The sequence below is a fragment of the Mesorhizobium sp. M5C.F.Cr.IN.023.01.1.1 genome, assembly GCF_003997585.1.
GTDB classification, from domain to species: Bacteria; Pseudomonadota; Alphaproteobacteria; order Rhizobiales; family Rhizobiaceae; genus Mesorhizobium; species Mesorhizobium wenxiniae.
Map to the genome: position 1 here is coordinate 1 of NZ_RZSU01000038.1, position 23571 is coordinate 23571.

At 62.0% G+C, this 23571-nt stretch carries 26 protein-coding genes, 1 tRNA gene and 2 pseudogenes; 10 read left to right on the top strand and 19 right to left on the bottom strand.

Going from position 1 to position 23571, the window contains the following annotated elements; translation table 11 throughout:
* From EOA78_RS16835 to EOA78_RS16865, 7 genes are all read right to left on the bottom strand, one after another.
* Nucleotides 1-686, bottom strand: a 686-nt coding sequence (locus EOA78_RS16835; RefSeq protein WP_245477527.1) for an RNA ligase family protein, incomplete at its 3' end; no start/stop codon positions are given.
* Nucleotides 687-1054: 368 nt separating this feature from the next.
* Nucleotides 1055-3508, bottom strand: a complete 2454-nt coding sequence (locus tag EOA78_RS16840; protein ID WP_127316104.1) for a hypothetical protein — start codon at nucleotides 3506-3508, stop codon at nucleotides 1055-1057.
* The gene (locus EOA78_RS16845; protein WP_029351743.1) at nucleotides 3508-4101 is read right to left on the bottom strand and encodes a hypothetical protein; all 594 of its coding nucleotides are present in this window, start codon (nucleotides 4099-4101) and stop codon (nucleotides 3508-3510) included. The genes EOA78_RS16840 and EOA78_RS16845 overlap by 1 nt, the downstream gene beginning before the upstream one ends.
* 376 nt (nucleotides 4102-4477) lie before the next feature.
* Nucleotides 4478-4741 carry a hypothetical protein gene (locus EOA78_RS16850; protein WP_127316105.1) on the bottom strand — a complete coding sequence of 88 codons (264 nt, stop codon included), beginning with the start codon at nucleotides 4739-4741 and terminating at the stop codon, nucleotides 4478-4480.
* Between the two features lie 296 nt (nucleotides 4742-5037).
* Nucleotides 5038-6027, bottom strand: a complete 990-nt coding sequence (locus tag EOA78_RS16855) for a Coat protein (protein WP_127316106.1) — start codon at nucleotides 6025-6027, stop codon at nucleotides 5038-5040.
* A 102-nt stretch (nucleotides 6028-6129) separates the two neighbouring features.
* Nucleotides 6130-6735: a hypothetical protein gene (locus EOA78_RS16860; RefSeq protein WP_245477528.1), complete on the bottom strand. Its 606-nt coding sequence runs from the start codon at nucleotides 6733-6735 to the stop codon at nucleotides 6130-6132.
* Between the two features lie 519 nt (nucleotides 6736-7254).
* Nucleotides 7255-7827 carry a hypothetical protein gene (locus EOA78_RS16865; protein ID WP_127316107.1) on the bottom strand — a complete coding sequence of 191 codons (573 nt, stop codon included), beginning with the start codon at nucleotides 7825-7827 and terminating at the stop codon, nucleotides 7255-7257.
* 305 nt (nucleotides 7828-8132) lie between these two features.
* Between EOA78_RS16865 and EOA78_RS16870 the strand changes: the two genes are divergently transcribed.
* Complete coding sequence (locus EOA78_RS16870) at nucleotides 8133-8447, top strand: YMGG-like glycine zipper-containing protein (protein WP_127316108.1); 315 nt, start codon at nucleotides 8133-8135, stop codon at nucleotides 8445-8447.
* A gap of 224 nt (nucleotides 8448-8671) precedes the next feature.
* Here EOA78_RS16870 and EOA78_RS16875 read toward each other — a convergent pair whose 3' ends face one another.
* From EOA78_RS16875 to EOA78_RS16910, 8 genes and pseudogenes are all read right to left on the bottom strand, one after another.
* Nucleotides 8672-8995, bottom strand: coding sequence for a hypothetical protein (locus EOA78_RS16875; protein WP_029351760.1), 324 nt, complete (start codon nucleotides 8993-8995; stop codon nucleotides 8672-8674).
* Nucleotides 8992-10722, bottom strand: coding sequence for a portal protein (locus EOA78_RS16880; RefSeq protein ID WP_127316109.1), 1731 nt, complete (start codon nucleotides 10720-10722; stop codon nucleotides 8992-8994). Before EOA78_RS16880 ends, EOA78_RS16875 begins: the two co-directional genes overlap by 4 nt.
* Before the next feature lie 156 nt (nucleotides 10723-10878).
* Nucleotides 10879-12042, bottom strand: coding sequence for an acyltransferase (locus EOA78_RS16885; protein WP_127316110.1), 1164 nt, complete (start codon nucleotides 12040-12042; stop codon nucleotides 10879-10881).
* A 443-nt stretch (nucleotides 12043-12485) separates the two neighbouring features.
* Complete coding sequence (locus EOA78_RS16890) at nucleotides 12486-13055, bottom strand: hypothetical protein (protein ID WP_127316111.1); 570 nt, start codon at nucleotides 13053-13055, stop codon at nucleotides 12486-12488.
* A 30-nt stretch (nucleotides 13056-13085) separates the two neighbouring features.
* A pseudogene (locus EOA78_RS16895) lies at nucleotides 13086-13820 on the bottom strand (terminase family protein); the annotation flags it as partial.
* 270 nt (nucleotides 13821-14090) lie between these two features.
* A pseudogene (locus EOA78_RS16900) lies at nucleotides 14091-14747 on the bottom strand (terminase family protein); the annotation flags it as partial.
* Nucleotides 14689-15087, bottom strand: coding sequence for a hypothetical protein (locus tag EOA78_RS16905; protein WP_245477529.1), 399 nt, complete (start codon nucleotides 15085-15087; stop codon nucleotides 14689-14691). The pseudogene EOA78_RS16900 and the gene EOA78_RS16905, both read right to left, overlap by 59 nt.
* 3 nt (nucleotides 15088-15090) lie before the next feature.
* Nucleotides 15091-15495 (bottom strand): hypothetical protein, encoded by a 405-nt coding sequence (locus EOA78_RS16910; RefSeq protein ID WP_127316114.1) that lies wholly within the window; start codon nucleotides 15493-15495, stop codon nucleotides 15091-15093.
* A gap of 329 nt (nucleotides 15496-15824) precedes the next feature.
* On the opposite strand from EOA78_RS16910, the gene EOA78_RS16915 reads away from it, so the two are divergent.
* Nucleotides 15825-16286, top strand: coding sequence for a hypothetical protein (locus EOA78_RS16915; RefSeq protein ID WP_127316115.1), 462 nt, complete (start codon nucleotides 15825-15827; stop codon nucleotides 16284-16286).
* A 260-nt stretch (nucleotides 16287-16546) separates the two neighbouring features.
* The gene (locus EOA78_RS16920; protein ID WP_077382773.1) at nucleotides 16547-16852 is read left to right on the top strand and encodes a hypothetical protein; all 306 of its coding nucleotides are present in this window, start codon (nucleotides 16547-16549) and stop codon (nucleotides 16850-16852) included.
* 36 nt (nucleotides 16853-16888) lie between these two features.
* Here the strand turns inward: EOA78_RS16920 and EOA78_RS16925 are convergent, their stop codons facing one another.
* Both EOA78_RS16925 and EOA78_RS16930 read right to left on the bottom strand, forming a co-directional pair.
* Entirely contained in the window at nucleotides 16889-17242 is a 354-nt protein-coding gene (locus EOA78_RS16925; protein ID WP_127316116.1) for a hypothetical protein, read from the bottom strand.
* Between the two features lie 155 nt (nucleotides 17243-17397).
* Entirely contained in the window at nucleotides 17398-17823 is a 426-nt protein-coding gene (locus EOA78_RS16930; RefSeq protein WP_127316117.1) for a DoxX family protein, read from the bottom strand.
* Nucleotides 17824-18064: 241 nt separating this feature from the next.
* On the opposite strand from EOA78_RS16930, the gene EOA78_RS16935 reads away from it, so the two are divergent.
* Nucleotides 18065-18655 (top strand): TetR/AcrR family transcriptional regulator, encoded by a 591-nt coding sequence (locus tag EOA78_RS16935; RefSeq protein ID WP_127316149.1) that lies wholly within the window; start codon nucleotides 18065-18067, stop codon nucleotides 18653-18655.
* Nucleotides 18652-19488: a DMT family transporter gene (locus EOA78_RS16940; protein WP_127316118.1), complete on the top strand. Its 837-nt coding sequence runs from the start codon at nucleotides 18652-18654 to the stop codon at nucleotides 19486-19488. The genes EOA78_RS16935 and EOA78_RS16940 overlap by 4 nt, the downstream gene beginning before the upstream one ends.
* A 24-nt stretch (nucleotides 19489-19512) precedes the next feature.
* Here EOA78_RS16940 and EOA78_RS16945 read toward each other — a convergent pair whose 3' ends face one another.
* Nucleotides 19513-20265: a tryptophan 2,3-dioxygenase family protein gene (locus EOA78_RS16945; protein WP_127316119.1), complete on the bottom strand. Its 753-nt coding sequence runs from the start codon at nucleotides 20263-20265 to the stop codon at nucleotides 19513-19515.
* A 151-nt stretch (nucleotides 20266-20416) separates the two neighbouring features.
* On the opposite strand from EOA78_RS16945, the gene EOA78_RS16950 reads away from it, so the two are divergent.
* Both EOA78_RS16950 and EOA78_RS16955 read left to right on the top strand, forming a co-directional pair.
* Nucleotides 20417-20890 (top strand): Lrp/AsnC family transcriptional regulator, encoded by a 474-nt coding sequence (locus tag EOA78_RS16950; protein ID WP_127316120.1) that lies wholly within the window; start codon nucleotides 20417-20419, stop codon nucleotides 20888-20890.
* Between the two features lie 612 nt (nucleotides 20891-21502).
* Nucleotides 21503-21847, top strand: coding sequence for a hypothetical protein (locus EOA78_RS16955; protein WP_245477531.1), 345 nt, complete (start codon nucleotides 21503-21505; stop codon nucleotides 21845-21847).
* Nucleotides 21848-22085: 238 nt separating this feature from the next.
* Here EOA78_RS16955 and EOA78_RS16960 read toward each other — a convergent pair whose 3' ends face one another.
* Nucleotides 22086-22472: an ester cyclase gene (locus EOA78_RS16960; protein ID WP_127316121.1), complete on the bottom strand. Its 387-nt coding sequence runs from the start codon at nucleotides 22470-22472 to the stop codon at nucleotides 22086-22088.
* Between the two features lie 125 nt (nucleotides 22473-22597).
* On the opposite strand from EOA78_RS16960, the gene EOA78_RS16965 reads away from it, so the two are divergent.
* From EOA78_RS16965 to EOA78_RS16975, 3 genes are all read left to right on the top strand, one after another.
* A tRNA-Gln gene (locus EOA78_RS16965) sits at nucleotides 22598-22671 on the top strand.
* Nucleotides 22672-22829: 158 nt separating this feature from the next.
* Nucleotides 22830-23012 carry a DUF3606 domain-containing protein gene (locus EOA78_RS16970; protein ID WP_065009113.1) on the top strand — a complete coding sequence of 61 codons (183 nt, stop codon included), beginning with the start codon at nucleotides 22830-22832 and terminating at the stop codon, nucleotides 23010-23012.
* A gap of 197 nt (nucleotides 23013-23209) precedes the next feature.
* Nucleotides 23210-23419 carry a hypothetical protein gene (locus EOA78_RS16975; protein ID WP_127316122.1) on the top strand — a complete coding sequence of 70 codons (210 nt, stop codon included), beginning with the start codon at nucleotides 23210-23212 and terminating at the stop codon, nucleotides 23417-23419.
* Nucleotides 23420-23571 lie beyond the last annotated feature (152 nt).

The window sequence follows — 23571 nt, forward strand, 5'->3', positions numbered from 1 at the left end:
GCCGATCCAACATATTTGCGCGTGCCGATCTCGCCCATCAGGGCGAACGCCGGCTTGCCGGCCTCACGCTCGACACCGAGCAGTTCGAACTCGTCGACGGTGTAGCACTTGACCTTCAGCCAGTTGAGCGATCGCCCGCTGCGGTACTTGCTGCCACGGCGCTTTGAGACCATCCCCTCCAGACCGGCCTGGTCAAGCAGATGAAAGATAGCCTTGGAATTGCCCGGAAGAGCCTCACTGAATTGGATGCGACTCCCCGGAGGGATCAAACCGGCAAGCAGATCGCGCCGATGCTCCAGGGGCGTGTCGCGCAGGTCGTGCCCGTTGAGGTGCAGGAGATCGAAGGCGACGAAATAGAGGTCGTGCTGGCGCCGCGTGATCGCCCTTCGCAAAGCAACGAAATCGGCAAGACCAGCTTCATTCGGAACGATGATCTCCCCATCGATAATGGTGCTTTCGACAACGAGCCGTTTGGCGGTCTCGACCAGGTCGGGATACTTCGCCGTCCAGTCCATTCCATTGCGCGTAAAGATACGAACTCCGGCCTCGTAAATGATGATCTGTGAGCGGTAGCCGTCGAACTTGACCTCATGGATCCAGGCATCGCCTTCCGGAGGCTTGTCGACCAGGGTGGGCATCAGCGGTTCGATGAACTGCAACCGGCCATCGCCGGAACTCTTACGCATACTGAACCCCACGCCACAGACGCGGACTCAAGCCGCCAAATCGGATTCAGTTCCGGAACATTTTAGGCAAATTGAATGTTTGGAAAGGTTACGGAGAAAACCCGCGCCTCTGGCGGAGAGCGCGGGCCGATCGGGTTGCGGCCCGATCTACAGCGGGCAGCGGAGGGAGCGTGCCCACTGGTCATAGACAATCATTAGGATTTACTAAAGTTCCACTTGGGAAACACACCCGCTAGAAATCTGAGCCTACCTCCGATAAGCGGATCGGCACGGTGACATTGCCGGGATGGCAAGCAGGGCGACAATCGCCTCGTGTTCTGGCGGGCCGTTGGCGGCCACACCAGCATAGAGATGCTTAAAGGTCCTCGCTAGGGCTCAACGTCGAACACCGGAGTCAGCGCGCGGACAGTACACGGCGTCGGGTTCACATGGCGGATCGTGACGCGGCCTTGGCCTTCCCAGCTGTCCTCGATGGGAACGGTGATGTTGCCGGAGTAAAGGGTTGCCATGCCGTTCGGTGCCACGATCGACGGTATCCTGACCGGCTCCCATCGTCCGCGCTGCAGCGATTTGATTTCAAGCCCGGTCGTGTCGGTCTCCAGGAAGGAGAGGATCACCGCCGCCACCTTCTTTCGGCGTCCGACAACCGACCCGTCCTTACCGCCGACATCAAGCTCAAGCGTGTCGGCGCCGGCCTCGTATGGAAGCCCGACCTGCCATTTAGCAGCGGCGGGCGAACCAACCGGGAGTGTGACATTGCCAGCACCGCTGACTGTCAGGCCGCGGTAGACCTTCCCGTCCGCAAGCACGTCCACAATCAGGCCGGCGAGATGTATTGCGCCACCTACTGTTGTGACTGCAGCGCCGGTGTAGGTCAGGCCGCAATCGACTTCGAACGCGTCGGCGATCTCGCCATATTCGAACGGAATGGTCTTGATTTCGATATAGCGCTTGGTGACTCCGCCGATGGTGCGCTTGACGAACAGCCAGAGATCATCATTGCCATCCTGGCCCGGCGTAACCACGGCGCTTTCAACGATGCCCCATGCCGAACCTGAGAACGTCCCGCCGATGCGATGCCGGTGCATGCCGCGGACATCCTGCGAAGGCTGGTGCGTGTAGCCGCCAAGTTCTCCGTTATCCAGCGGGAACCACAGCAGCGGATCGGGATCGGTCTGGAACGCCAGTTCAACGACACCCTTTTTTGGAATGTGCTCCGATATCTGTCCGACATCATCCGACGTGAAGCGGCCGGTGGCGCTCTGGGCAAGTTCGGCGATCGATTTGCGGGAGCGCGTCACGTAAAGGAACGACTGCCCGGCATCCACCGGACGGATTTTTGCACAGCCGAAGGTGCGGGACCGACGGTTCTTGAAGGACGAAGGGGTCAGCGCTTCGTCGATGCCGGAACCCGATAGAGCGCGGACCCCGCCAAGCGTTCCGATCAGCAGGGCACCATCCGAGTCGGAGATCCACGTAATGTCATTGGCCTGCCCGCCGCCGGCCTGGATAAATTCGAGCGCGTCGTCGTCCTTTTCCCCGAGTGCGAAATTGTCGAAGTCGCCGGTTGCGGATGCGTAGACGGAGAATTTTCGGCTGAAGGCTAATCGCTCCTCGTACAGCGAACCGCTTTCGACGTACTTGCCGGGAACGAAGGTGCCGAGACGCCAGCGGGCGATCGGGCTGAGATTGGGAAGCGCATGCCCATACAACCTGACTTTGACCACAGTAGCGCTGATGCGGCTCGTGATACGCGCCCAGCGCCAGACAGCATCCGAGCCGAGCAAACGAATGCTACGGCCAACATCGCTGGTCTGGAAACCGGTGCCGTCATTGATGCCGACGATCGAGGACGCCGTGAGATCGAATGGCGTCTGTGTATCGCCATCCTCATGCCATCCCATTTCCGCGATCGTAAGATTGGCGTCGTCCTCCGAGCCTGAGATATTCAACCGATAGGACTGGTAGGCAGTCTCATTCTGAAACTCGAAGAAGCGCACTTCGCTGCGCGACCACCCGGTTTGCGCTGTCCGGCTGTCAAGCGAGATCCAGTTCGTGCCGTCGAAGCCCTGGAAATCCCACGCGATGGGTGCCTTTGTACCACCAGTGGAGTTTGCCCGAAGCCAGTAGCCGTCACAAACCCTGGTCGCTGTACCGGCGAAGTCATAGGACAAGAAGCCGATCGTCGTGCCGAACGAAAGGTTTGACCCATTGTCCCGGTCAAACACCTTGTAGGCGTCGGCGGACCCGCTGCTGTCGGCAGCAGTGCCGCTTGGAGCGGTATTGTTGGTCATAAGGGGATGGACGGCGCCGGTCTCGGCAGGCGCCATGGTGGTCGCGCTTGTGTTGATGTCGTCATAGGGGCCGTCGAGGAAAACGAACTCGGCCAGCGTCCATATCGTGTGCGCCGTGCGGGTGAGAACCTGCGGAAGGTAGTCCCTGTGGGTGATCCACATCTGGTCGGCGGATTGGGCGAATTGCAGGTCGAACAGATCGGCTTCGAGATAGGGTGTCGCCACTTCCACCGTGCCGACCCGCGCGCCATAGGCATAGACGCGGACGTAGAGATCGCCGAATTCAAGCATGTAGGCCTGATCTGCCGAGAAGATGAACGGTATGCCGCGCGTCCTCTTGGCCGAAGTCTTCACCTCGCCAACGAAGTATGTCCCGCCGCGCTTGCGGATGCCGCCATGCGGCAACGTGACGAAGTTTTCGCATTTGGAAAGCGCCGCCCGATAAAGATCGAGCGACGCGCGGGCGTGTAGCCGCGGCGAGATCTCGCCACGAACGAATGTGTCCTGGACTGGATAGAGCGTCGTCATCAGCGCACAAACCCGCCGCGCTGGATCGCCCAGGACGACGTTGAAAGCCTGCCGCCACGCTGGATGGCGTTGGACTGGAATGCCGCGTCGAGCGCCCGGTCATAAGCACCGCGGGCGATGTCGATCATGCCGGCCTTGTGGGTCAGCGGATGCGCGATCTTGATGGCGAGCGCTGCAACCAGCACTTCGGTGAACAGCGCGTCCCAGTCGTTCGGATCGGTGAGGTTGGCGACGTAGCGAATGAGACGCGGCCCCGACCGGTCGCAATAGATCAGCCCGGCCTCCTGGCGCCACGCGATCGGCACGCCATCCGGCTCGCCATTATCGGTCAGCGGCAAAGGCCGCAGGCAGTCCACCGGCAATTCATAGGCAAAGTTCAGCGTGCCCGCGCCACTGCCGGTATCGGACCCGGCGACGGCGGCCGCCAGGATTGCGAACACCCAGGCGTGTTTCGTCAGCTCTGCCTCGCGGGTCAGGTCGAAATGCAGATTGAGCAGGCGGGCTGGTTTCACGTCCTGATCGAGGCTGTCGATCGGCGCCTCGTCGAGGACGCCAAGCGCCATGTTGGCGATGTCGAGCGGGGTGATGGCCATGATTTTAGGCTCCGTCTGTGTGGATCGGAAAAAGCAGGCATGGGCCCACGGCAAAAAGCCGCTTCGTAGCGGCTGAGGATTTGGAGCAATTCCAGGAAAAGTGTGAACGGTTTTCCGTCCGGAATTGCGCAAAAACAAAGAGATAGAGCGGTTCGGCGTTTCCGTGAAACGATGAACCGCTTGTGATTTTTGCTTGAGCAAAACGTTCGCACGTCTCGCGCGTGGAACCCGTCACGCCAGCCACCACCCGTCGAAGCGGGTAGCGTCGCGGCGTTATCCGTCCCTGTGCCCATTCGAGCGAGGAAAAGACGATAATATTGTAGCTATGCAGTTTTACGATATCGCCGCGCAACGCGGCGATGAGTTGCGGCCTGAATTACTGCGGCATCAGCCGAAGCGTACGCTTGTCGAGATCCGCCGCCCTGTTTTCGGCCGACTTGGCAACGGCGCTTGCTTGCAGCCTTCCGGCACCTCTCGCCATCGCCAAACCCCGGTCCAGGGCTTCCTGAAGACTTGTCGTATAGTAGGCGGTGTTTTCCAGACCGCTGAAGAAGTTTATGCGGTGAACTTCGCCCTTTTTGCTTATGACAATGCCCGCTTTTCGGAGCACTCCCTGAACTGCCTTGTATGTCATGTTCATGGTTACCCTCCTTGCCAAGACAAAGCAGCATCGCCCATTTCTGTAACCATTTGGTGACGACGATTGATTAAAGTGCAACAGGAACATGTTGCGAACCCCAAGTCTTGTTTCACTCTGGTGCAGCGCAGCGGGTGAAGTTGAGATTCGCCACATTGGCGATCTGGAGCAATTCCAGGAAAAGTGTGAACGGTTTTCCGTCCGGAATTGCGCATAAACAAAGAGATAGAGCGGTTCGGCGATGAACCGCTTGTCCAGAAAGGGCGGGAGATCTTTTACCCCCGCCCCTTTCGGTCCAATCAGGCCTCGGTCGTCTTCAGCGCGATGAACGTCATGTTCTTGACGCTCGACGCGGTGCGGTCCCAGTTCGCCGCCAGCGCCAGCTCGGCGTCGGTGGCGAATTCGCCGGCCGAGGAGGCGTCGAGGAAGCGGGTGCCGGGCACATGCGGGACGAAATGCCTGCGGCCGACCATTTCGGTGACGCCGCCGCCATGGCCCTGGCGCGGCTTGCGGTCGAACTCCAGCGGCCCACCTTCGGTGTTGACCGGCAGCTCGTTCCACAGGATTGCCTTGTCCTTGAACATGAACGCCGTGTAGACGCCCGCGGCCACCGGGATGTCGTCGTCGACGACGGCCCGCAGCCCCATGTAATACGGGATCAGCGGCCCGCCCTGCTCGGACGGCGGCACATAGTCGATGAGGTCGGCGAGCTTCAGCGCCTTCATCTGCTTGGAGTGCATCCAGATCGTCTTGAACTTGTCGGCGCGGTCGCCCATCAGATAGGCGGCCTCGATGATGTCGGTGTCGACGATGGAGGCGCCGGTGACGCGGACCAGGTCGGAACTGTCGTTCGCAACGTTGTCGGCAATGACGCCCTTCAGGATGCCGAGCAGCGTCAGCTTGTTGGCACGCTGCCAATAGTCGGTCTGGCGGCGCACGATCAGCTTCTGCGGGTCGTCGCCGGCCAGGATCGAGGTCAGGTCCGGAATGCCCCAGGCCTGGGCTCGAACATTGCGGGCGGCGACCTCGCGGCGCGCGCCGATCTTCTTCATCTCGATCGAGTCGGCCGGGTCGTCATTGACCGGCTCGGACGGATCGTTGCCGAGATCCTTCCAGCCGGGCATGTCGACGGAACGCCCGCCCATGGAAAGCTTCGAGGCGATGGTTGGGTCGGAAAACAGGATCCCGGCCTGGTAGATCTCGAGCGACTGGACATGCTCCTCGAACGAGTATTGTGCATAGACGGACGGAACGATCGCGTCCGCGATACGGGTATAGGCGTCTGCCATTTTTGTCTTCCTTCAGGTTGTGCGGTGGCAGATCATGATCCCGAACCGAAGGTCCACGCAGTGAAAAGTGGAACCGGTTTCGCTGGAGATCATGGTCCAATTTTAAAGAGGGTTGTTGGGAATCCAGAGATCGGGGTTTTCGCCGGCCTCGCGTGCCAGCCGCCGGGCGCGAACGGGATCGCTTCTGACGAGGGCCGAGATCTCAGTCAGGTTGCGTTCGCCGGCGGCGTTGCGCTTGAACGGATTGCCTCCGATCAAAGCCGCGCCACCGTCGATCGTGTCTTCCCTGAACATCGCCTCGCCGATGGCGTGGAACGCCTTGGCGATCTGCGGATCGGTCAAGGCGCCGTCAGGCAGAAGGATGCCCTTCGCCTTGTAGGCATCGACCAGGCCGAGCTTCTTCATCGCCCGGTTGGCGACCTCCAGTCTCTGGCGAAAGCCGTCGCTGTCGGTCGGTCCCCAATCCCTGACCAGGTCATCGTGAGTGGCCTCGACCGAACGGGCAAGGGCGATCTGCTGCACCTTGGCCTGCTCGGCCATGTAGCCGACGAACCGGTCGTGATAGGCCTGCGCCACCTTCGGGGTGGCGCCGGCCTCGACCGCCCAGGCCTTGGACGCGTTGGCGAGCTCATCCGAATAGGCGAAGTCTTCGGGAAGCCCGTCGGGGCGCCTGTACTCGACCTTGTCGGGCGATGTCAGCGGGCGCATCGCCTCAGGCAACCGGGCATGGAACCTGTCCCAGTCTTCCCCAGGTGCGTCCGCTGCGGGAATGTGCAGGCTCTCGCCCTGCTGCCGTTCCAGCTCCGCATAGGATGTGAAAACCCGATCGAGGCTTTCAGGCTTGGTCCAGCCCTTGGTTTCAGCGAGCTTGCGGTTGCCTTCGGAAAGACGTCAAACCAACTCTTGGCCGTAGGCGGGGCGGACCCGTTGTCCCCGTTGGCCGGCGGCCGTGCAAGGTTGCCCGCCGGTGGCGTAGCCACCACGGACCCGGCGTTTGCCAGATCTGTCATGAGATGTTCCTTTTTGCTTGTCCTTCTCCCCCTGTGGGAGAAGGTGGATCGGCACGTTAGCGCCGAGCCGGATGAGGGGTGTTGGAAGAAACGAGGCGCCGGCAATCCTGTTGCCGCCCGCCCGATCTAGACGAAGGTGTGCGCCAAGTTGGAGCACCCCTCATCCGACCGAGCTTCGCTCGGCCACCTTCTCCCACAAGGGGAGAAGGGAAAGCCTTCACGCGTTATCGCCCCAATTCTCCCACAGCAGCGTGATCGTTCCGGTAACGGCCAGCATGCCGTCGGCGTCGATATCGGTGCCGGCGGCGAGGGCAAGGTTGAGATAGAGGTCTGCCGGCGTCACTGTGCCATCGAGCGTCAAAGCCGCCGCTGCATCGGCGGTCGAAGCGGTCGACAGTGCAGCACCGGCACCATCCAGCGTACGTCCGGTCGAAGCCAGCACATTGACCATGGTGCCGGCGAGCGCAGCGCTTGACGCCGCCGCCGACCCGAGCGACCAGGTCAGTGCCGCATTGTCGTTGATGGTCGAGGCGCGGGTGGTCAGCACGGCGAATTGCAGCCTTGCGGTGCCGCCCTTGATGCGCACCTTGCCGCCGAGGAAATCGAAAAGCTTATGGCTGGCATAGGCAAGCGCATCGGTGACCGGCACCTGCATGGCGTTGAGCGAAAAGACGGTGCGGAAGGAACCGCCCTGCCCGCTCGTGCTGGCGGCAAGCCCGGCCTTGGGCGCGGCAAGGCCGGCCTCTCGGGCGGCGGCACGGGAAAGCGTCCGGGGGAGACCTCGGGTCATTGCATTCTCCATTCTTGGGGATTTGAGGGATCGGCTGGACCCGCCGCGAGCGGAAGCGTTGCGGCCGAAGCCTGATCATTTCGATAGGCCTGACCCTAACGTCTTGTTTGACCCTGATCTTTATGATCTTTTTGTTTGACCATGAGCTTTCCGAGCCGGAGGCCTTGGCCGTCAAGACGAAAGAAACCATGTCTTATTTCGTGAGGCATGGTGCCGCTGTTCCGCCGCAATGCGACCGCACTTGGCAAACACTTGGCAAAACCAGCCGGTGTATTAGTTCATAGGCTTCAACGGAGTATCAGACGATGACCATGCACAAAACCATTGCCGCCCTGCTTGTGACTGCCGCGCTGGCAGGATGTGCGCAGACCGAAGGCCAGCAGAGGGCGACCACGGGCGCTCTGGTCGGCGGCGCGGGCGGCGCTCTCGTCGGCCAGGCCCTGGGCCGCGACACCAAGAGCACGGTTATCGGTGCAGCCAGCGGCGCCTTGCTGGGGGCGGTCGTGGGCAGCGCGACAACGCCGCAGCGGCGCGGCGAACAGCTTTGCCGCTATCAGGATCGCTACGGCCGCATCTACACGGCGCCTTGCGACGACCGCTATTACAGCGGCAATTATTGAGTAGACGCCGGCGCTGGCGTCCCCTTCTCGCCTTGTGGGAGAAGCGCTGGTCTTCCCTTCTCCCCTTGTGGGAGAAGGTCGCCGCGAAGCGGCCGGATGAGGGGTGTTCCAGGGATCGCCAACGCCTCATTTCTTCCAGCACCCCTCATCCGTCTCGGCGCTAAAGCGCCGATCCACCTTCTCCCACAAGGGGAGAAGGTGTCACCAACGCCGGTGCCTTGACCCTACCTCCCCTCCAGCCTCGCCGCCTTCTCCAGCGCCGCCAGCTGCGCCTCGTCCAGCGTCAGGAACCCCATGATGTGCTGCACCACTTCGGCGCGTGCATTGCTCAGCGCGCTGTGCAGTTCGAAGCCGTTCGGCGTCTTCGTCTTGGCCAGCCACTCGCCATAGGACGGGCGGCGGTAATAGCCGGTCGCCGCCGTCAGGTCGGCAAGCACCATCTCGCCGTCCTGGCCTGAGAACACCCTGAGATAGGCCTTGGTCAGCGCATCCTGCGCCTTGGCCGGGCCGCCGGCCTGGCTCGAATGGGCGAAGCGTTTGCCGCTCATGCACCGCCCTCGCCGCCCTGCGGCATCAGCCCGCTGAGACTGTCGAGCAGACCGCTGTCGCGCGCCTGCACGGCGGCGGGCACGGCATCCTTGGCCACCTTGCCAGCGTTGGCGATCGCGGCCATGGCGGCCTGCGCAGCTTGCGCCTCGGCTCTGGCATTGCGGATACCGGCAACCTCGTCCTGGCGGCGAAAGATGCGCTGCGGACTGCGGCCGGCGCTCTGCACGATCTTAAGCGCCACGTCGCCGTCGATATTGTCCATCACGCCGGGGTCGAACTGCGCCATCTGCATGGCCGTGGTCACCACCTGGATTGTATCGCGCGCCTCGGCCGAGCGACGCAGCACGTCGAGCGGGCCGGTGAAGGTCGGCCGCACCGCCTTGCCGGCAAGGCTCGCCGGCGGCAGGAAGCGGCTGTCTTCCTCGTATAATCCTTTGTCCTCGAGGATGCCGAGCTCGCGGTCGAGATTCGAGGCAAAACCGGCCTGGATGATCGAGCCGGAGGGCCCGAGAAGCGCGCCCTTTTCCTCCTGCCGGATCAGCGCTTCGGTCGCCGTCATCTGCGGGTTCTGCACCAGCGTCTGGAACAGATTGACGAACATCATGTCGCGGATCTCCTCGGCCCGGCTTTCCGCGTAGCTGAACGCATAGGTCGGGTTCTGCCCCGTAGCGATCGGCGCAATCAGCGGCCGTCCCTGATCGTCGATCAGGCCGGGATAGTTCTCGCCGGGATTGAGCACCGGCACATAGTCGAGCCGCGCCTTCGAAGCGGTCGCCGGATCGGTGATCTGCTGCAGCGCCCTGAGGCCGGAGCGGCGCACGGCGTTTTCCTCGCGCACCGTGGTCAACGCCTCGATCGTCGGCGAAATGCCGTAGGGGTCGCCCTCGTAACGGCGCCAGTTGAAGCACGACACCGGGAAGGAGCGGAAACCGCTTTCCCTGACGATGACCTCCTCGTCCTCGAGGACGTGATAGGAGGCGAAGGCCGTGTCGAGATACTGGTAGGATCCGCCCAGCCGATACATCTTGCGCTCGTCGCGCGGCTGGATGCACTGGATCAGCGAAATCTTGGTCTCGCATTTGGCGGGATCATCGACCAGCATTTTGATCCGCGCCGGCAGCTTCTCATAGCCGAGCAGCTGTGCGGCCTGGCGCGCCGTGCGCTCGTAGCGGCGGTGGAAAATGTCGACTTGACCCCAGCGGTTGCGGCAGAGATAGCCCTCGACCACGGGGATCGAGGCATAGCGGATCAGCGTGTGGGGCGCAAAGCCCTCCTCGGCGTAGAGATAGGCCGGGCCGTAGCGCACGACGTTGCGCAGGCAGGCCTGCGTTGCCGGCACGAAGTTCGAATTGGCGGAATAGCGCAGCGAGAACAGGAAATCGCGAAGCGCCTCCGCCCATTCCTTTTCCTCGTCGCTCTCTTCGTCGTTCATGGCGGCGGTCGACAGCCCGTGCCATTTTTCCGACTGCGGGATGATCAGGCTTTCCAGCCCGGCGGCCAGCCGGTTGGCTGCCGAGTTGATGGTGTTGGCGTAGACACGCGCACCGCGCCGCTCCTGTCGGTCGGCCTGCGAGTCCGGACCGCCGGGACGACGGCCGCTCCAGACATCGGGCGCGTCGGGATCGCAGAATTCGGCCACCGCCTCCCAGACATGTTCGTACTGGCTGCGCTCGCTCTCCAGTTCTGCCTGTCGCGACAGAATATCGCGAGCACGGGAATCGCTCATGGTCAGCCTCGCTAGTTTTGGCGCAAATGCGCTGGGGATCTCCCCCCTTGAGGGAGAGATGGCCGGCAGGCCAGAGGGGGTCGTCTCGCGTGGATCGGCGACCCCCTCTGTCGCCTTCGGCGACATCTCCCCTCAAGGGGGGAGATTGGAAGCGCCTTATTCCGCGGGCGTCGTGTCCAGCGCCGGGCTGCGCCCAAAACGCTGCACCACGAAACGGCCCATCTTCTGGCCGGGAACTTCGATCAGCGTATAGGTGATCCAGGACAGCAGGCACACCACCGGCAGGACGACGGCAACGACGATCGCGAAGCGCAGCGGCGCCGACAGCGCGTGGCCGTACTGGGTGATCACGAAAGCCGCGACCGGCTGGAGAACCAGCAGATGGATCAGATAGATGCTGAAGGAAAGCTCACCCATCAGATGAAAGAACCCATTGGCGAGCGTCATGGCTGTCTTTCTGGCCACTATACCCGCCATTCCCGGCAGCATCCGGTAGAGAACCAGGGCAAAGAAACCCAATACCAGCGCTTCCCGCATCAAGAGCTTGCCAAGTCCATAGCGGCCGCCGAAGGGCAGCGCGGCCAGCAGCATGGCCAATGCCAGATACACGAAAGGCCGCTTCTGTCGTTGATGGACGACGCCCGCCAGCAGCATCCCGCACAAGAAAATCTGCATTTTCAGCGGCAGGAACGACGGCATCGGAAACTGGATTGACAATTGTCTCATCAGGAACACGATCGCGCTGCCGGTCGCCGCGACCAGGACGGCCGCCCATATCCAGTCAAGCCTGCGGACCAGCAGCATGAGGGCCGGGAACAGTGCGTAGAACTGCATCTCCAGGCCCAGGCTCCAATCGGGCAGCGGCGTGCGATAGGCGAAATTCGGCACCAGGCCGAACAGGAACAGCAGATGGGCGCCGATATTCTTCAGCCCGCTGTCGAGATAGCGCTCGGGCGCCTGCGGCGATCTCAGCAGGAACTCGTCGATGACCATCCTGGACTGGTAGAGATAGGGGCCGAGCGCCAGGGCGACGAAAAGCATGACATAGAACAGCGGCGCTATCCTGAAATAGCGGCGGGTCCAGAATTTCAGCCAGGTTTCCGGTCTTTGCCACGGCTCCTTGTCCTGGCGCAGCTGGTAATGGAACACCATCAGGAAGCCGGACAGCATGATGAAGAGATCGACGCCGAGATCCGGTTCGCCAAGGACGGGAATGCGCCAGCCGGTCAACAGCAGGCAGTGCCCGATCAGCACCCAGATCGCGGCGAGCGCCCGAAGCCCGTCCAGGCACTCGATGCGCGATGACCGGGCTTCCGTCATGCCGAACTCCTCGATTGCCATGTTGCACTGCAGCATGGCGGCTGAAGGAGGATTGTCAACCGGGCTGAACGAACACGAATTGCTCCGGGTTGTTACGGAAAACGCGGAAGCTGCCATCTCTCCCCCCTCGAGGGGGAGGGGATCGCCTCAACAGGCGAGACGCTTTTTGAGGCGAAGATGGAGTCGCGCTTTTCGCGAGACGACCCCCTCTGGCCTGCCGGCCATCTCCCCCTCAAGGGGGGAGATTACGCACCTCACCCTCGCCGCTTCAACAAGCGCGCCAGCCGCCGCCAGGTCCACCAGGGCAAACCGCCGCGATTCCTGAACACCCGCTTCATCGCGCCCATAATCACGCCCCCAGCAGCACGCGGCGCTGGCCGGTCAGATCACCGGGCGACAGATCGGTCTTGACCGTGCTCAGCGTTCCCTGGCGCTGTTCGAGCTCAGCCCTGAGTGCCGCCTCGCGCGCCTGCACGTCTTTGTCGGCGATGGTCGGTGTCGGTGGCAGCGGCTTCAGCGCCGGCGGCTTTTGGAAGAGGCACATGGTTCCAGCTTTCTCTTGTCCAGTCATAGAGTAAAAAATCTTCGCCATTCCGGCCGTAGCCCGGCAAGCGGCAGCGTTCCGTCGCGCCAAGCCGACCGAGCCAGCGCAGCGCCAATTCATTGGCGGCGAGCGCCCGTGCCTCGACCCGCCAGGCGCCGCGCGCGGCAACCTGAGGCCCAAGCACGGCGTGGAAGAATTCCGTGATGCCAGGCACGCAGCGCTTCATGCGGCGCGTGCCCCAGCTCCAGGCGATCCATAAGCCGCCGCGCTGTTCGGCGGCGCCAAAGCCGGCCTCAGGATTGCCGTCCAGCTCGGCGACATAGGCAAACCCCTGCAGCGCAGTCAGCGCCAGCAGCGCCGGCGACCAGTTGTCCAGCTGGCAGTCGATCTCGGCCCGGTCCTCGGGCCGCAGATTGGCGGCGATGTAGGAGAGGTCGCGCAAGGTGGCGGGGATGATGCGCAGGGTCATGAGGCGGTCATGTCTGTGGTTGCCGTCAAGTTACCGAAACGCCCCCAGCGGATCACTCTGCCCGGCCTTTCGCCGCGCCGCCTTGAACTCCGCCGGGTCGACCACCGCTTCCCTCAGCATCATCACGCCGTAACGCGTCGCCGCCATCAAATCGTCGCGCAGCTTCACCACCTGGCCGTCCTTGCGATGGTAGAGCCGGAACTCCTCGAACCAGGGCAAAAGCGTCGAAAACACCTTGAAGCGGCCGCTCTGCATGCGGTCGAGCATCTCCATCAGCCCGGCCTCGACCGAGACCGAGCCGTCGGCGAATTGCGCATGGCGGGTCAGCATGTTCAGCCCGTGCGCGCCATATTGTTTGGCCAGCGCCACGCCGGCACCCTCCAGCGTCTCGCGGCGGCCGTCTCGCGGCCACGCCCAGGGCAGCCATTCGCCCCACGGTTTCAAGGTCAGCGCCTGCATGGCCGGCGTCTGCTGCGAAGCGCGGCAGGCTTTCGTGACATAGATGACGTCGGCCTCCGTATCCCGGGCGAGCTCGACCGCGGCGGACGGATGGTCCCAGCCGAAATCGAGCGCGCCGAGCCTGGGCCAATAGCGCGGCAGCCGGAACGGCTCGCAGGAAATCAGCTCTTCGGCGATCGGAAAGATGCGGCCGGAGCCGAGCACCGGAATGCCCTTGGCCCGCGCCTCGCGTTCATGCGCCGGATAGGCGGCAATGATCTCGGCTCGCTGCCGCGGCGTATAATGCTCGGCATCGTCGATGGTCATGAAGGTGACGTGGCGGGTCATGGCTGGCCTTTGGAAAGCTTGGGTTCCTCGCCCCACTGAGTGGGGAGAGGTGGCTCGGCGAAGCCGAGACGGAGAGGGGAACGCCCGTCCCTCCAGTTGGGAATGGTAAAAAGAAGTCTCGCTTGCTGGAAGACGCCTGCGAAAGCCCCTCTCCGGCCGCTGCGCGGCCACCTCTCCCCACTCCGTGGGGCGAGGAACCCACGTCCTGCGATGTCACCCCCTCCCCATTCCCTCCACCTCGCAGGCCGACAAAAACAACAACACCACGTCCGACATGCCGAGCAACGGCGTGAAGGTGACGATGGTGATGCCGCCTGTCGCGTTGGTGCGGGTCAGGCCTTCGGAATAGATGTCGAGCGGCGGTTCCTCGTCGAACCAGACGCCGTGCAGCGTCTCGCCCTGCCATTTCTCGCGGCCCTTCTCATAGCTTTTGAACGACAGCACCGATTCATCGGCCTGCACATCGCCGCCACCGCCATGGCGGACCACGACGCTATCGAGCGCACCCGGCGCGCCGCGCCCCATGATGGTGCCGAGAATAGCGTCGGCCGGGATCATGCCCGTGCCCCACGCCGCCGGCTGCTGCGGCGGGCCGATCAGGATGCGCTGCGGGTTGTCGCGCGTGCCCTCGCCGGTGACGCCGGCCGCCCACAGCCGCACGGCCGTGTCGAACACCTTGCCTTGCCACCACTCAGGGTATCGGCCGGTCAGGTGCATTGCCCATTCCGCACCGCCGGCTCTTGTCTTGCCGAGCTGGTTGCCGGCCATGAACAGCCGCTCGCGGTTGGTGGCGCCCGCCGCATGGAACTCGGCCTGCCTGAGGTAAGGCCGGTAGGCGGCAAGCTGGTTAGTGCGGCGCCGCCGGTCCAACTCCTTCAGCAGGCTCAGATATTCCTTCTTCGCCACGGCCGGGCTTTTCGAGGCCAGGCTTTTCCTGAAGGAACGGCCGGAGGACGGCTTCGAGGCCGCGGATGCGCTGCCTGATTTCGTCATCGCTCAATGCATCCAGACTGTTGATGTTGACAAGCAGGTCCCTTGGCAAATCCTTTGGCAGCACCGACAGCACGATCTTCAGATACTGGTCGGGCTTTTCGGTGCGAACCTCGGCGATGACGCCGGCGCCATGCGCCCGGAAATCGGCGCGGATCGCTTCCAGAAAGCCATCGGCCAGCGTTTTCTTCGCCCGCCTCGGTCGGCCGGAGGGCCGTTCCGTCACATCAGGCGGTTCGAAAGGATCTTCGGCCATGCCCTACCCCGCCGTCCCGGCGGACATCGCCGGCTTCGCTGTTTTCTTGGCCGGCCGCGCAGGTTTCTTGCGCGCCCGCTTGCCGGGCTTTGCACGGGTCGGCTTCCGCGCCGACCTTGCCGCATCGAGCTTTGCCCCAGTCGCGCTGCCGGACTTGCCGGCACCAGACAGGGCTTTGAGCGCCGCCCGGACGCTGCTCATCGCACCGGCGCCGACGCCCGTTTGCGAAAACCCAAAGCCGCCGACCGCATCGACGGAACCGCCCCGGACCATGCCGATCCGCACGCCGTCCGCGACCGGCTCGACCCGGCCGCGGCGCGCATCGGGCACGCCCTCGAATTCGCCGATGGCGCTGACCACCTCGCGGCCGTCATCGTCGGTGATGATGGTGGCATAACGGTTGGACATGGTGGATAACCTGGCAGGCGTGGGGTGCGTTGCGGGAGGATCGAGGTACTTTGACAAGGGTAAGTGAGCGAAACCGACGATCACATGCGTCGCGTTCCTTCACGCCGACATTCAATCCAAGCAAGCGAGGGTGGCCCAGAAAACAATAAACCCGCCTCGGCGGCGGGTCGTTGGCGCAAATCAGCACCATGCCCAAATCAATAGCAAATTTGCCGTCACCGATCAGACGCGGCAATGGTCTGAGATGACCGCATGCCACCGCTTGCCACCCTTCCCCGTGTCTGGTTTCCTGACACAGGCATGATTGCTTCAACAGGAGGGCGAAGCTGTTGGAGCTTCTTCAAAACGCACCGGACTGGTCGACATACATCGTTATGCCGATCATCTTTGCCGTGATTTGCGGGCTCGGCTTTGCGATGGTGTCGCGCCGTGCCGGCATGGCAGCTTTTCTGATCGTCGCCACGCTGGCTCTGGCCAATACATATACACGGTTCAAGCCTGCATTTTCCGAAGCGGATATTGCAGAACTCAACCGCGATCTTCCCGCCGACATGGGTGGCGTAACACTGAAACGCGTCACCTTTTCGGACCGAACCCTTTCTTACCATCTTTCGGTACCCGGCCATGCCGACGAGAATTTGATGACCGCCATCCGACGCAACGCGGTGCCCTACGCCTGCAAAAAGTTGGGGCGTCTCTTCAGGACCAAACGGCTGGAGCAGGTCGTCTATGTCTTCAATGACGGCGAGAGGCCGAACGGGTCGCAAATCACTGCCAGCGACTGCCTTTGACCTTTAATTGTTTCAAAATGGTCGGAGGGAGGTTGCGATGGAAGATCAGAACCGCCCCCCGAAACAAAAAACCCGCCTCGGCGGGCGGGTCGTTGGCGCAAATCAGCACCATGACTATATTCCTAGCATAGCTGCCGTCACAAAGCAAGCGAAATCTCGTGGGCCGGCCTAAAATTCGGCCACGCGCCGCCATATGCTGCAGCTGTCCGGATCGGAACCGGCGTTCGCGCGTTTGCAATTTTACCAATGGGAGCAAAGCCATGAATGTCGCCAATCTGCAACTCGAAGGCCTGCTGATGGCCGTCGCATCGATCAATCAGGTCCTTGTCCGCAAGGGCGTGCTGACGGTCGAAGAGATAGACATCGCCTTGCGCAAGGCCGAAGCCAGCGAGACCAGCGAGGAGCGGTCCGAAGGCATGTCGGCGTCGAGCCGCGATGCCGTCAACTTCCCGATCCGGCTGCTGGAACTGGCCAATCAGTGCCAGCCGGAGGCAGATATGCCGTCATTCTCGAAACTGGCGCGCATGGTCGGCCGAATGAAGGAACCCTACAACGACCAGATGTGAGGCGGCGAACAGAACTGACGCGCCGAGGCGGCCAGTCTAGCGGCCCTGCATGATCCTGATGACCTTGCTGTTGTCGGCGGTGGGCGATTGCAGCTTCACATAGTCGGCGTAGGTCATCCTGCCATTGGCAACGGCATTGCTGATACGGCTGCAGAGGGCTGTCTCGTACTTCGCCACGCTCACATTCATGAACGCGGCGTAAGTCTTCTTTTCGCCGAGCGGCGTGGCTCTCTCTCTTGCAATGCAGTCCTTGATGGCCATGCGCTTCACGGCAGGGCTGCCTTCAAGTGAGGCATGTATCGTGTTGAACTCTCCTTCCGTGAGCGTGGTGCAGCCGGCAAGCAGTGACATGCCGACGATGACGGCAGCAAAACGCGTGGCGATGTTCATGAATTCCCCCTAAAGACCCGCGTCTTGCTTATCGCGTTCAAAGTCACAAGTACAGAGGCAATACAAGTCCATCTTCGCCGAGCCGAAACATTAGAGGCGGCAAATATATCGGACTACGCCGGCCTGTTCCGTACTTTGCGACCGCAACTCCCGGATCAGGATCTGGCGAATGCACGTTTCAGCGTCAGCACGCGGCCCGGCCCATGCACGGCGGCAAACAGCAGCCCGGCCAGGAAAGAAAAATGATCGACGAAGAAGCCGAACTCGGCCTGGTTGCCGGCCCAGTGCGACGGGCCGTGGAAGGCAAAGGCGAGGAACAGCACATAGGCGGCGGCGACAAGAGCGGCCTGCGAGAAGAAGGCGCCGGTCAGGAAGCACAGCACGAGGACGATTTCGAGCAGCGCCGCGCACCAGGCCAGAAACAACGGGAACGGAAATCCGGCGGCGGCAATGTAGCCCGCGGTGGCGCCCATATCCATGAACTTGAAGGCCACCGCCATCAGGAAGACAGCCGCGAAGATCAGGCGGCCAATGAGGATTGCGGCGGTCTGCCACGGCGTCTGAAGGACTTCGGACGGCATGTCTCTCTCCCAGCTGTTGCGACGGTTTCGACCCAAGGACGATCGGTCGGCCGCAAGTCCGACATCGGCCGAAGCTTTCTATGCCCTATCTCCTCATGAATAAACCGTCCGGCTGCGATCGTCGCAGCGCCGCTGCTGTTTTTGCGTTCACCACCAGGATCCAGCGACGGCCTTGACCGACGGGAGTTCCTCGCCTAGTGAATAGACAGACCTGTCTCACTTCTTAGGGTGACAAGCCATGATCTCATCATCGCCGCTCGGCTCCGACAAGCGCAGGCACGTCGTCGAAATCGCTTATGCACTGTTCAAGCGCGACGGCTTCCATGCCACCGGCATCGACCGGATCATCGCCGAGGCGGAGGTCGCCAAGATGACGATGTATCGTCACTTCCCCAGCAAGGACGATCTGATCGTCCAGGTGCTCGACTATCGCGCCCGGCGTTTCGACCGTCAGCTCGATCGCCTTGCTGAAGAAGCCGTCACGCCCGAGCAGAAGATCGCGACCATCTTCGACTGGTACGAGCGCTGGTTTCGCAGCGCCGATTTCCACGGCTGCCTGTTTGCGCATGCGCTGGCAGAGTTTGGCAACCCAGAGCACCCGGTGTTCAAGGCCGTCGCGGGGCAGAAGAACGGCCTCAGGCGCAGGATGCAGTCCATCCTCGAGGACATGATGCCGCCCGACCGAGCCGCAAGCACGGCGGCGGCGCTGCTGATGCTCATCGAGGGGGCAACTCTCATGGCCCAGATGGGACAGGCCGACACAGCCATTTGCGATGCCCGCAAGGCTGCCTTCAGCATCATCGCCGCTCCCAGCGCCATGACCGCGCCATGAGCGCGACGGTCATCGGGCTGGCACTGCTTGCCGCAATCCTGCATGCAAGCTGGAACGCCTTTCTGCGAACAGGAGCCGACAGGCTGTGGACCGTCACCGTAATGAGCTTTTCGAGCACGGTGGTCGCCATTCCGTTGGCGATCTCTAGCGCGTCTCCGGCACCCCATGCCTGGCCCTACGTCGTGCTCTCAGCCTGCCTGCAGGTCGGCTACACCATGTTTCTGGTGGCTGCCTACAGGAACGGCGAACTGGGCCAGGTCTATCCGATCGTCCGCGGCAGCGTGCCGCTGCTGGTCACACTTGGCGGATTTCTCCTGGCCAACCAGCATCTCGCCATACCGCAAATCCTCGGCGTCGGGCTCGTCGCCGGCGGCATCATGAGCCTTGCCTTGGGAAAGGGACGGACAGACATCACATCGATCCTCCATTCGCTGGCGGCGGGTGCGATCATCGCCGCCTATGCGACGGTCGATGCGATCGGCGTTCGTCAGGCGGGAAGCGCCACTGCCTACACCGCATGGGTTCTGCTGATCTACGGTGCCCTGTTGCCGGCAGTCTTCATTGCCTTCCGTGGCCGGCTCGTCGTCGATGTTCGCTCTGCCGAAACGCTTAAGGCGCTCGGCGGCGGCGTGTTCGCGCTGCTGGCCTACGGCCTCGTGGTCGCCGCTTTCGCGCTCGGGCCGGCCGGCCCGATCACGGCGATGCGGGAGACCAGCGTCATCTTCGCGGCGTTGATCGGTTGGCTGTTTCTCGGCGAGGTGCTGACGCCCCGGCGCATCGCCGCCTGCGCCATCGTCGCACTCGGCGCCATCTGCCTCGGCTATCAGCCGTGAGACTCCGGCGGGGCGCGAAGCGGCCTACTCGGCTGCCGCCTCCGGATGGCTGATCGAATCCCGCACCGTCCCATACTGGCTGCCCCAGCGGTCGGTCATGTCGCAGCGTATGTCCCACAGCTCCGGGAAGAAGCGATGAAGGGCGCCGGCCTGCAGCAATTCGACCGGCCGGCCCTTGAGCGATTTCGAGCCTAGCCCGATTGAACGGTGGATGAGGTAGAGATGATTGGCGCGGAATTTCTGGAACAGCTCGTCGAATTCGATCAGCGCCTCGGCGACGACATAGCTGTCGCCGTGATCATACCTGATATCGTAGACATCCTCGACCGAGAGCCCGCGACCGTCGAGATAGGACGCCTTGAAGGCCCGCCACAGGTCCGGCGGCATGCGCAAGAGCAGCTTGAAGCCCGGCGATTCCTGGCCGCTGCCATTGCCGAGCTGCAGGCGAATCTCCTGGTATTCCTTGGGCGACATGGTTTCGAGCAGGTCGAGCTGCGCCGTCATCATGCGCATCAGCCGATGCACGCGCCCCATCAGCGTAACGACGCGATGCGTGTTCTGCTGTTCGAGGAAGTCGACGACATCGACCAGCGTGTAGGTGATGAGCTTCATCCACAGCTCCTCGACCTGATGGACGATCTGGAACTGCAGCTCGTCGGCATTCACCATCTCGGACAGCGGCTTTTGGCAGGCGAGAAGCTTGTCGCACCTGAGATAGACGCCGTAGTCGCGCATCTCGGGCGCTTCGATGCGGGCATAATAGTCCGGCTTGTGCATGGCAGCTGCTCCTTTGCCCGGCCCGTCGGTTGAGGGCATCCGAGCCTGAAGAATAAGCGCTTTTGGCTTGAACATTGTTCCCTTCTGTTATTCAAATAGCGAAAAATGAAGGACGAACCCCCATTCAGTGAGCCGCCATGGAGAACGTTTGATGCTGGATGCCCTTGACCGGAAGATCGTCGCGGCGCTCGAACGCGACGCGCGTACCTCCTTCGCTGTGCTCGCCGACGAGATCGGCTTAAGCAAGACGCCGTGCTGGAAGCGGGTCAAGGCGCTGGAGGACGCCGGCATCATCCGCGGCTACTCGACACGGATCGACCCGGCAAAACTCGGCTTCGGCATCGAAGCCTTCATCCAGGTGTCGATCGATTTCGAGCTTTCCGAAGCCTTCGAGGCCGCCGTCCAGGCGCACCCGCTGATCCGGCGCTGCCACGCCACGACAGGCGAGGCCGACTATCTCCTGCAGATCGTGACGGTCGACATGATGGCGCTGGACAGGATGCTGCGCGTCGAGCTCAGCCGCCTGCCCGGCGTGCGCCGCACGATCACCTCGATGGCCATGCGCGAGATCAAGGGCGACATTTCTTTCGCCAATGCCGTTGGTTATACGCAGCAGAAGCGATAGGCGCTCGGCAGCGGCCGGGTTCGTTCGATTGGGCCAATCAACGGGATGGTTCAGGCTGCGGTTTTGTCGGGCTTTTCTATCCCGATGCCAGGCTCGGGCTTTTCTATCCCCGATGCCAGGCTCGGGCTTTTCTATCCCCGATGCCGGGCTTGGGGCTGGATCGACATCCCGCACCTTCTGCTGTTCGGCGTCAACTTTCCGCTTCGGGCAGTCTTCGTAGCCGTGGTCGCGCCCGCCGCAATAAGCGCAGCATTTTGCAGGGATATCGGGTCGAAACATCGTCATGCATTGAAATGCACGTGGCGCCGGTCTGGTTGCGTCGCACCGTTGCTTTTCGCTTACATTAGGGATTGGCGCTGAATCCGAGGCTTAAGGCGTGTAGCCCAGCGCAGCCAAGGCCGACAGCCCTGCAACCAGGCCAATTGCGATAACAATGCCGAAATGCCGTTCCAGGAATTTGCGCCCCTGCCAGTCGTATCGCATATCTGAAACTCCGCCGCGTAATCTGGGGCAATGTGTGCAGGCGTCAAGGCCGGGCTCGTTGACAGGCGGTAGACAGGCAGCTGCCATGGTTCATATCGTGGTTCATATCGGAACGTGGAACGACACCTCATGGCCGAGCATTCTTCATCGGCGGGAGAAAACCACTCCCAGCCCGCTGCGGCTTCTGACCCCCGCCTGGCCTTTGTTTATGCGGAAGCGGTGCGGGGTCTCCTGCATCAGCAGAACGTGGTGGAGAGCCTCAATACGCGAGCGGGCAATCTGATCTTTGCAACCGCGTTCGTGAGTTCTCTCCTCGGCGGCAGGGCTCTCCTGGACGGACTGGGGCTGTGGGACTGGCTGGCGCTGGCGTTGCTTTTCCTGATCGGGCTGCTGGTCGTGATCATGTTGTGGCCCCTACTACGCCTATACGTTCCGCTTCGATCCAGAGCAGCTGCTCCAGGACTTTGTCGATAAAGACCCTTCCGGCACCATGGATGTGATGCACCGCGCGCTTGCGCTGCGCATTAAAACCGACATGGCCAGCAATTGGCGGATCATTCAGCGCTTGCGCATGTCGCTACAGCTTGCCTTGTTTCTATTGTTGCTAGACCTTCTGGCGTGGCTGTTGGCGATAACACGAGTCTAGGCTCAGGCCACATTGTCCAGCATGGTAAAGACTGCTTTGAGACAAGATACGCGACAATCTACCGTCCTAAAGCTGAGCTTCAATAGCCACCTTGTCTATAACCGACCATGCTTGTACAATTTTTTTGTCACGAAATTCGTAGATAACATTCTCGGCAAAGGAAACTCTCCTCCCGTTTACAGGAAGGCCAAGGAACATTTCTTTCGGCGTACAGTCGAAGGCTAGCCGGCTCGCTATATAGGGCGGATCGGAAATCAGCATCTGAACGTTGAAATGAAGGTCCGGAATTTCAGCAAAGTCTCCCTCCAGCATTTCGAGATAACCTGATAACCCCAGCCGCCGGCCATTGTGGATCACCTCATCATGAACGAACTGTCCCAGCTTCGGCCAGTCCTGCTTATTCAGGCAGGCAATGTAGTGTCGGTAGACGTCGCAGAGGTCGGTTTTAATCACGGCGATTGCTCCTATCTTCTACAAGGCCCTGCTGAAAAGGGCGTGTCTCGTGCTCAAGCAGATGACGGTATGAAGCGGCTTCATACGCGGATGAGAAAGTGTTAGACAGCTTTCACTTCCTCTACTCCCGCTTCGTCTAATGGTAGGACAGCGCCCTTTGAAGGCGTGAATCGTGGTTCGAGCCCATGAGCGGGAACCAGCAGCTCCCCAGCCGGGCAACCGATCGGTGTTGATCCGATCAGACTGCTGCAACGCGCAGCAATGCCCGGGGGGACCGGTGTGCCTGCCTTTTCCGAATGGTAAGGATGGTCGGCCGGACCAGGCACCCTATAACGACCGGATGTGACGGAGGACGACATGGCCGACGACAAATCCAAGAGCAAGCAGGACCGCAAACCGGCCTCCGGCGAGGAGCCTTACGACGTTGCGGCTTTTGCAAGAAAATACGGCATACCGCCGAGCGAGGCCGCGACCATCATCAAGCGGTACGGGCCTTCGAGAAAGAAGCTCGATGCGCATATGGCGAGCCGCAACGCCTGATCCGCATCCGGCGGCGTCGACCCGGACCATCACCGCGGCCGGATCATCATCGCGGCCGGATCCATCACTGCGACTTGACCATGCCGCGTGTTTCCGGCCTGCCACGCTATCGGCCGGATTCAACGCCAGGTTCAGGAGCGCAATAACTCTTTTACTTTGACGCGATACCACCTAGCGGGCAATCGTTGGGGGGTCGAATGTCGGACGGTGCATTGCGTTTTGAATGTATCATGGAGCCAAACGGCAGATGGATGGTGTGGGACGTCAGGCTCGATCTGCCGGCCCAGTTTTCGGCGCTTGCGCTGATCGGCCTCTGTCACGATGAGGCCGTTTCGCTCTGCAGCCTCTTGAACGAGACAGGCTCCGAGACAGGCTCGAAGCAGGCCCGGCAGAGCCGGGCCTCCTGATGATTGCGCCGACTGCCGGATAATTTCCCACCCGCTTGTAACGCTGCTTTGGCTGCGGATAGGGTTATTGGCACGGCGGGAAATGTCGCGCGCCTGCCCGCTCGCCATTTGCGCTAAGGCCGGATCTTGGCTTGATAAAGAAAGGTACTAAA

Coding starts and splice junctions, on each gene's coding strand:
- EOA78_RS16955 (WP_245477531.1), top strand. CDS start 21,503: ATGGCCGAGCATTCTTCATCGGCGGGAGAAAACCACTCCCAGCCCGCT.
- EOA78_RS16850 (WP_127316105.1), bottom strand. CDS start 4,741: ATGAACATGACATACAAGGCAGTTCAGGGAGTGCTCCGAAAAGCGGGC.
- EOA78_RS16930 (WP_127316117.1), bottom strand. CDS start 17,823: ATGCCGTCCGAAGTCCTTCAGACGCCGTGGCAGACCGCCGCAATCCTC.
- EOA78_RS16975 (WP_127316122.1), top strand. CDS start 23,210: ATGTCGGACGGTGCATTGCGTTTTGAATGTATCATGGAGCCAAACGGC.
- EOA78_RS16865 (WP_127316107.1), bottom strand. CDS start 7,827: ATGACCCGAGGTCTCCCCCGGACGCTTTCCCGTGCCGCCGCCCGAGAG.
- EOA78_RS16970 (WP_065009113.1), top strand. CDS start 22,830: ATGGCCGACGACAAATCCAAGAGCAAGCAGGACCGCAAACCGGCCTCC.
- EOA78_RS16860 (WP_245477528.1), bottom strand. CDS start 6,735: ATGCGCCCGCTGACATCGCCCGACAAGGTCGAGTACAGGCGCCCCGAC.
- EOA78_RS16855 (WP_127316106.1), bottom strand. CDS start 6,027: ATGGCAGACGCCTATACCCGTATCGCGGACGCGATCGTTCCGTCCGTC.
- EOA78_RS16845 (WP_029351743.1), bottom strand. CDS start 4,101: ATGGCCATCACCCCGCTCGACATCGCCAACATGGCGCTTGGCGTCCTC.
- EOA78_RS16925 (WP_127316116.1), bottom strand. CDS start 17,242: ATGAACATCGCCACGCGTTTTGCTGCCGTCATCGTCGGCATGTCACTG.
- EOA78_RS16910 (WP_127316114.1), bottom strand. CDS start 15,495: ATGTCCAACCGTTATGCCACCATCATCACCGACGATGACGGCCGCGAG.
- EOA78_RS16950 (WP_127316120.1), top strand. CDS start 20,417: ATGCTGGATGCCCTTGACCGGAAGATCGTCGCGGCGCTCGAACGCGAC.
- EOA78_RS16945 (WP_127316119.1), bottom strand. CDS start 20,265: ATGCACAAGCCGGACTATTATGCCCGCATCGAAGCGCCCGAGATGCGC.
- EOA78_RS16920 (WP_077382773.1), top strand. CDS start 16,547: ATGAATGTCGCCAATCTGCAACTCGAAGGCCTGCTGATGGCCGTCGCA.
- EOA78_RS16870 (WP_127316108.1), top strand. CDS start 8,133: ATGACCATGCACAAAACCATTGCCGCCCTGCTTGTGACTGCCGCGCTG.
- EOA78_RS16885 (WP_127316110.1), bottom strand. CDS start 12,042: ATGACGGAAGCCCGGTCATCGCGCATCGAGTGCCTGGACGGGCTTCGG.
- EOA78_RS16940 (WP_127316118.1), top strand. CDS start 18,652: ATGAGCGCGACGGTCATCGGGCTGGCACTGCTTGCCGCAATCCTGCAT.
- EOA78_RS16840 (WP_127316104.1), bottom strand. CDS start 3,508: ATGACGACGCTCTATCCAGTCCAGGACACATTCGTTCGTGGCGAGATC.
- EOA78_RS16875 (WP_029351760.1), bottom strand. CDS start 8,995: ATGAGCGGCAAACGCTTCGCCCATTCGAGCCAGGCCGGCGGCCCGGCC.
- EOA78_RS16905 (WP_245477529.1), bottom strand. CDS start 15,087: ATGGCCGAAGATCCTTTCGAACCGCCTGATGTGACGGAACGGCCCTCC.
- EOA78_RS16880 (WP_127316109.1), bottom strand. CDS start 10,722: ATGAGCGATTCCCGTGCTCGCGATATTCTGTCGCGACAGGCAGAACTG.
- EOA78_RS16890 (WP_127316111.1), bottom strand. CDS start 13,055: ATGACCCTGCGCATCATCCCCGCCACCTTGCGCGACCTCTCCTACATC.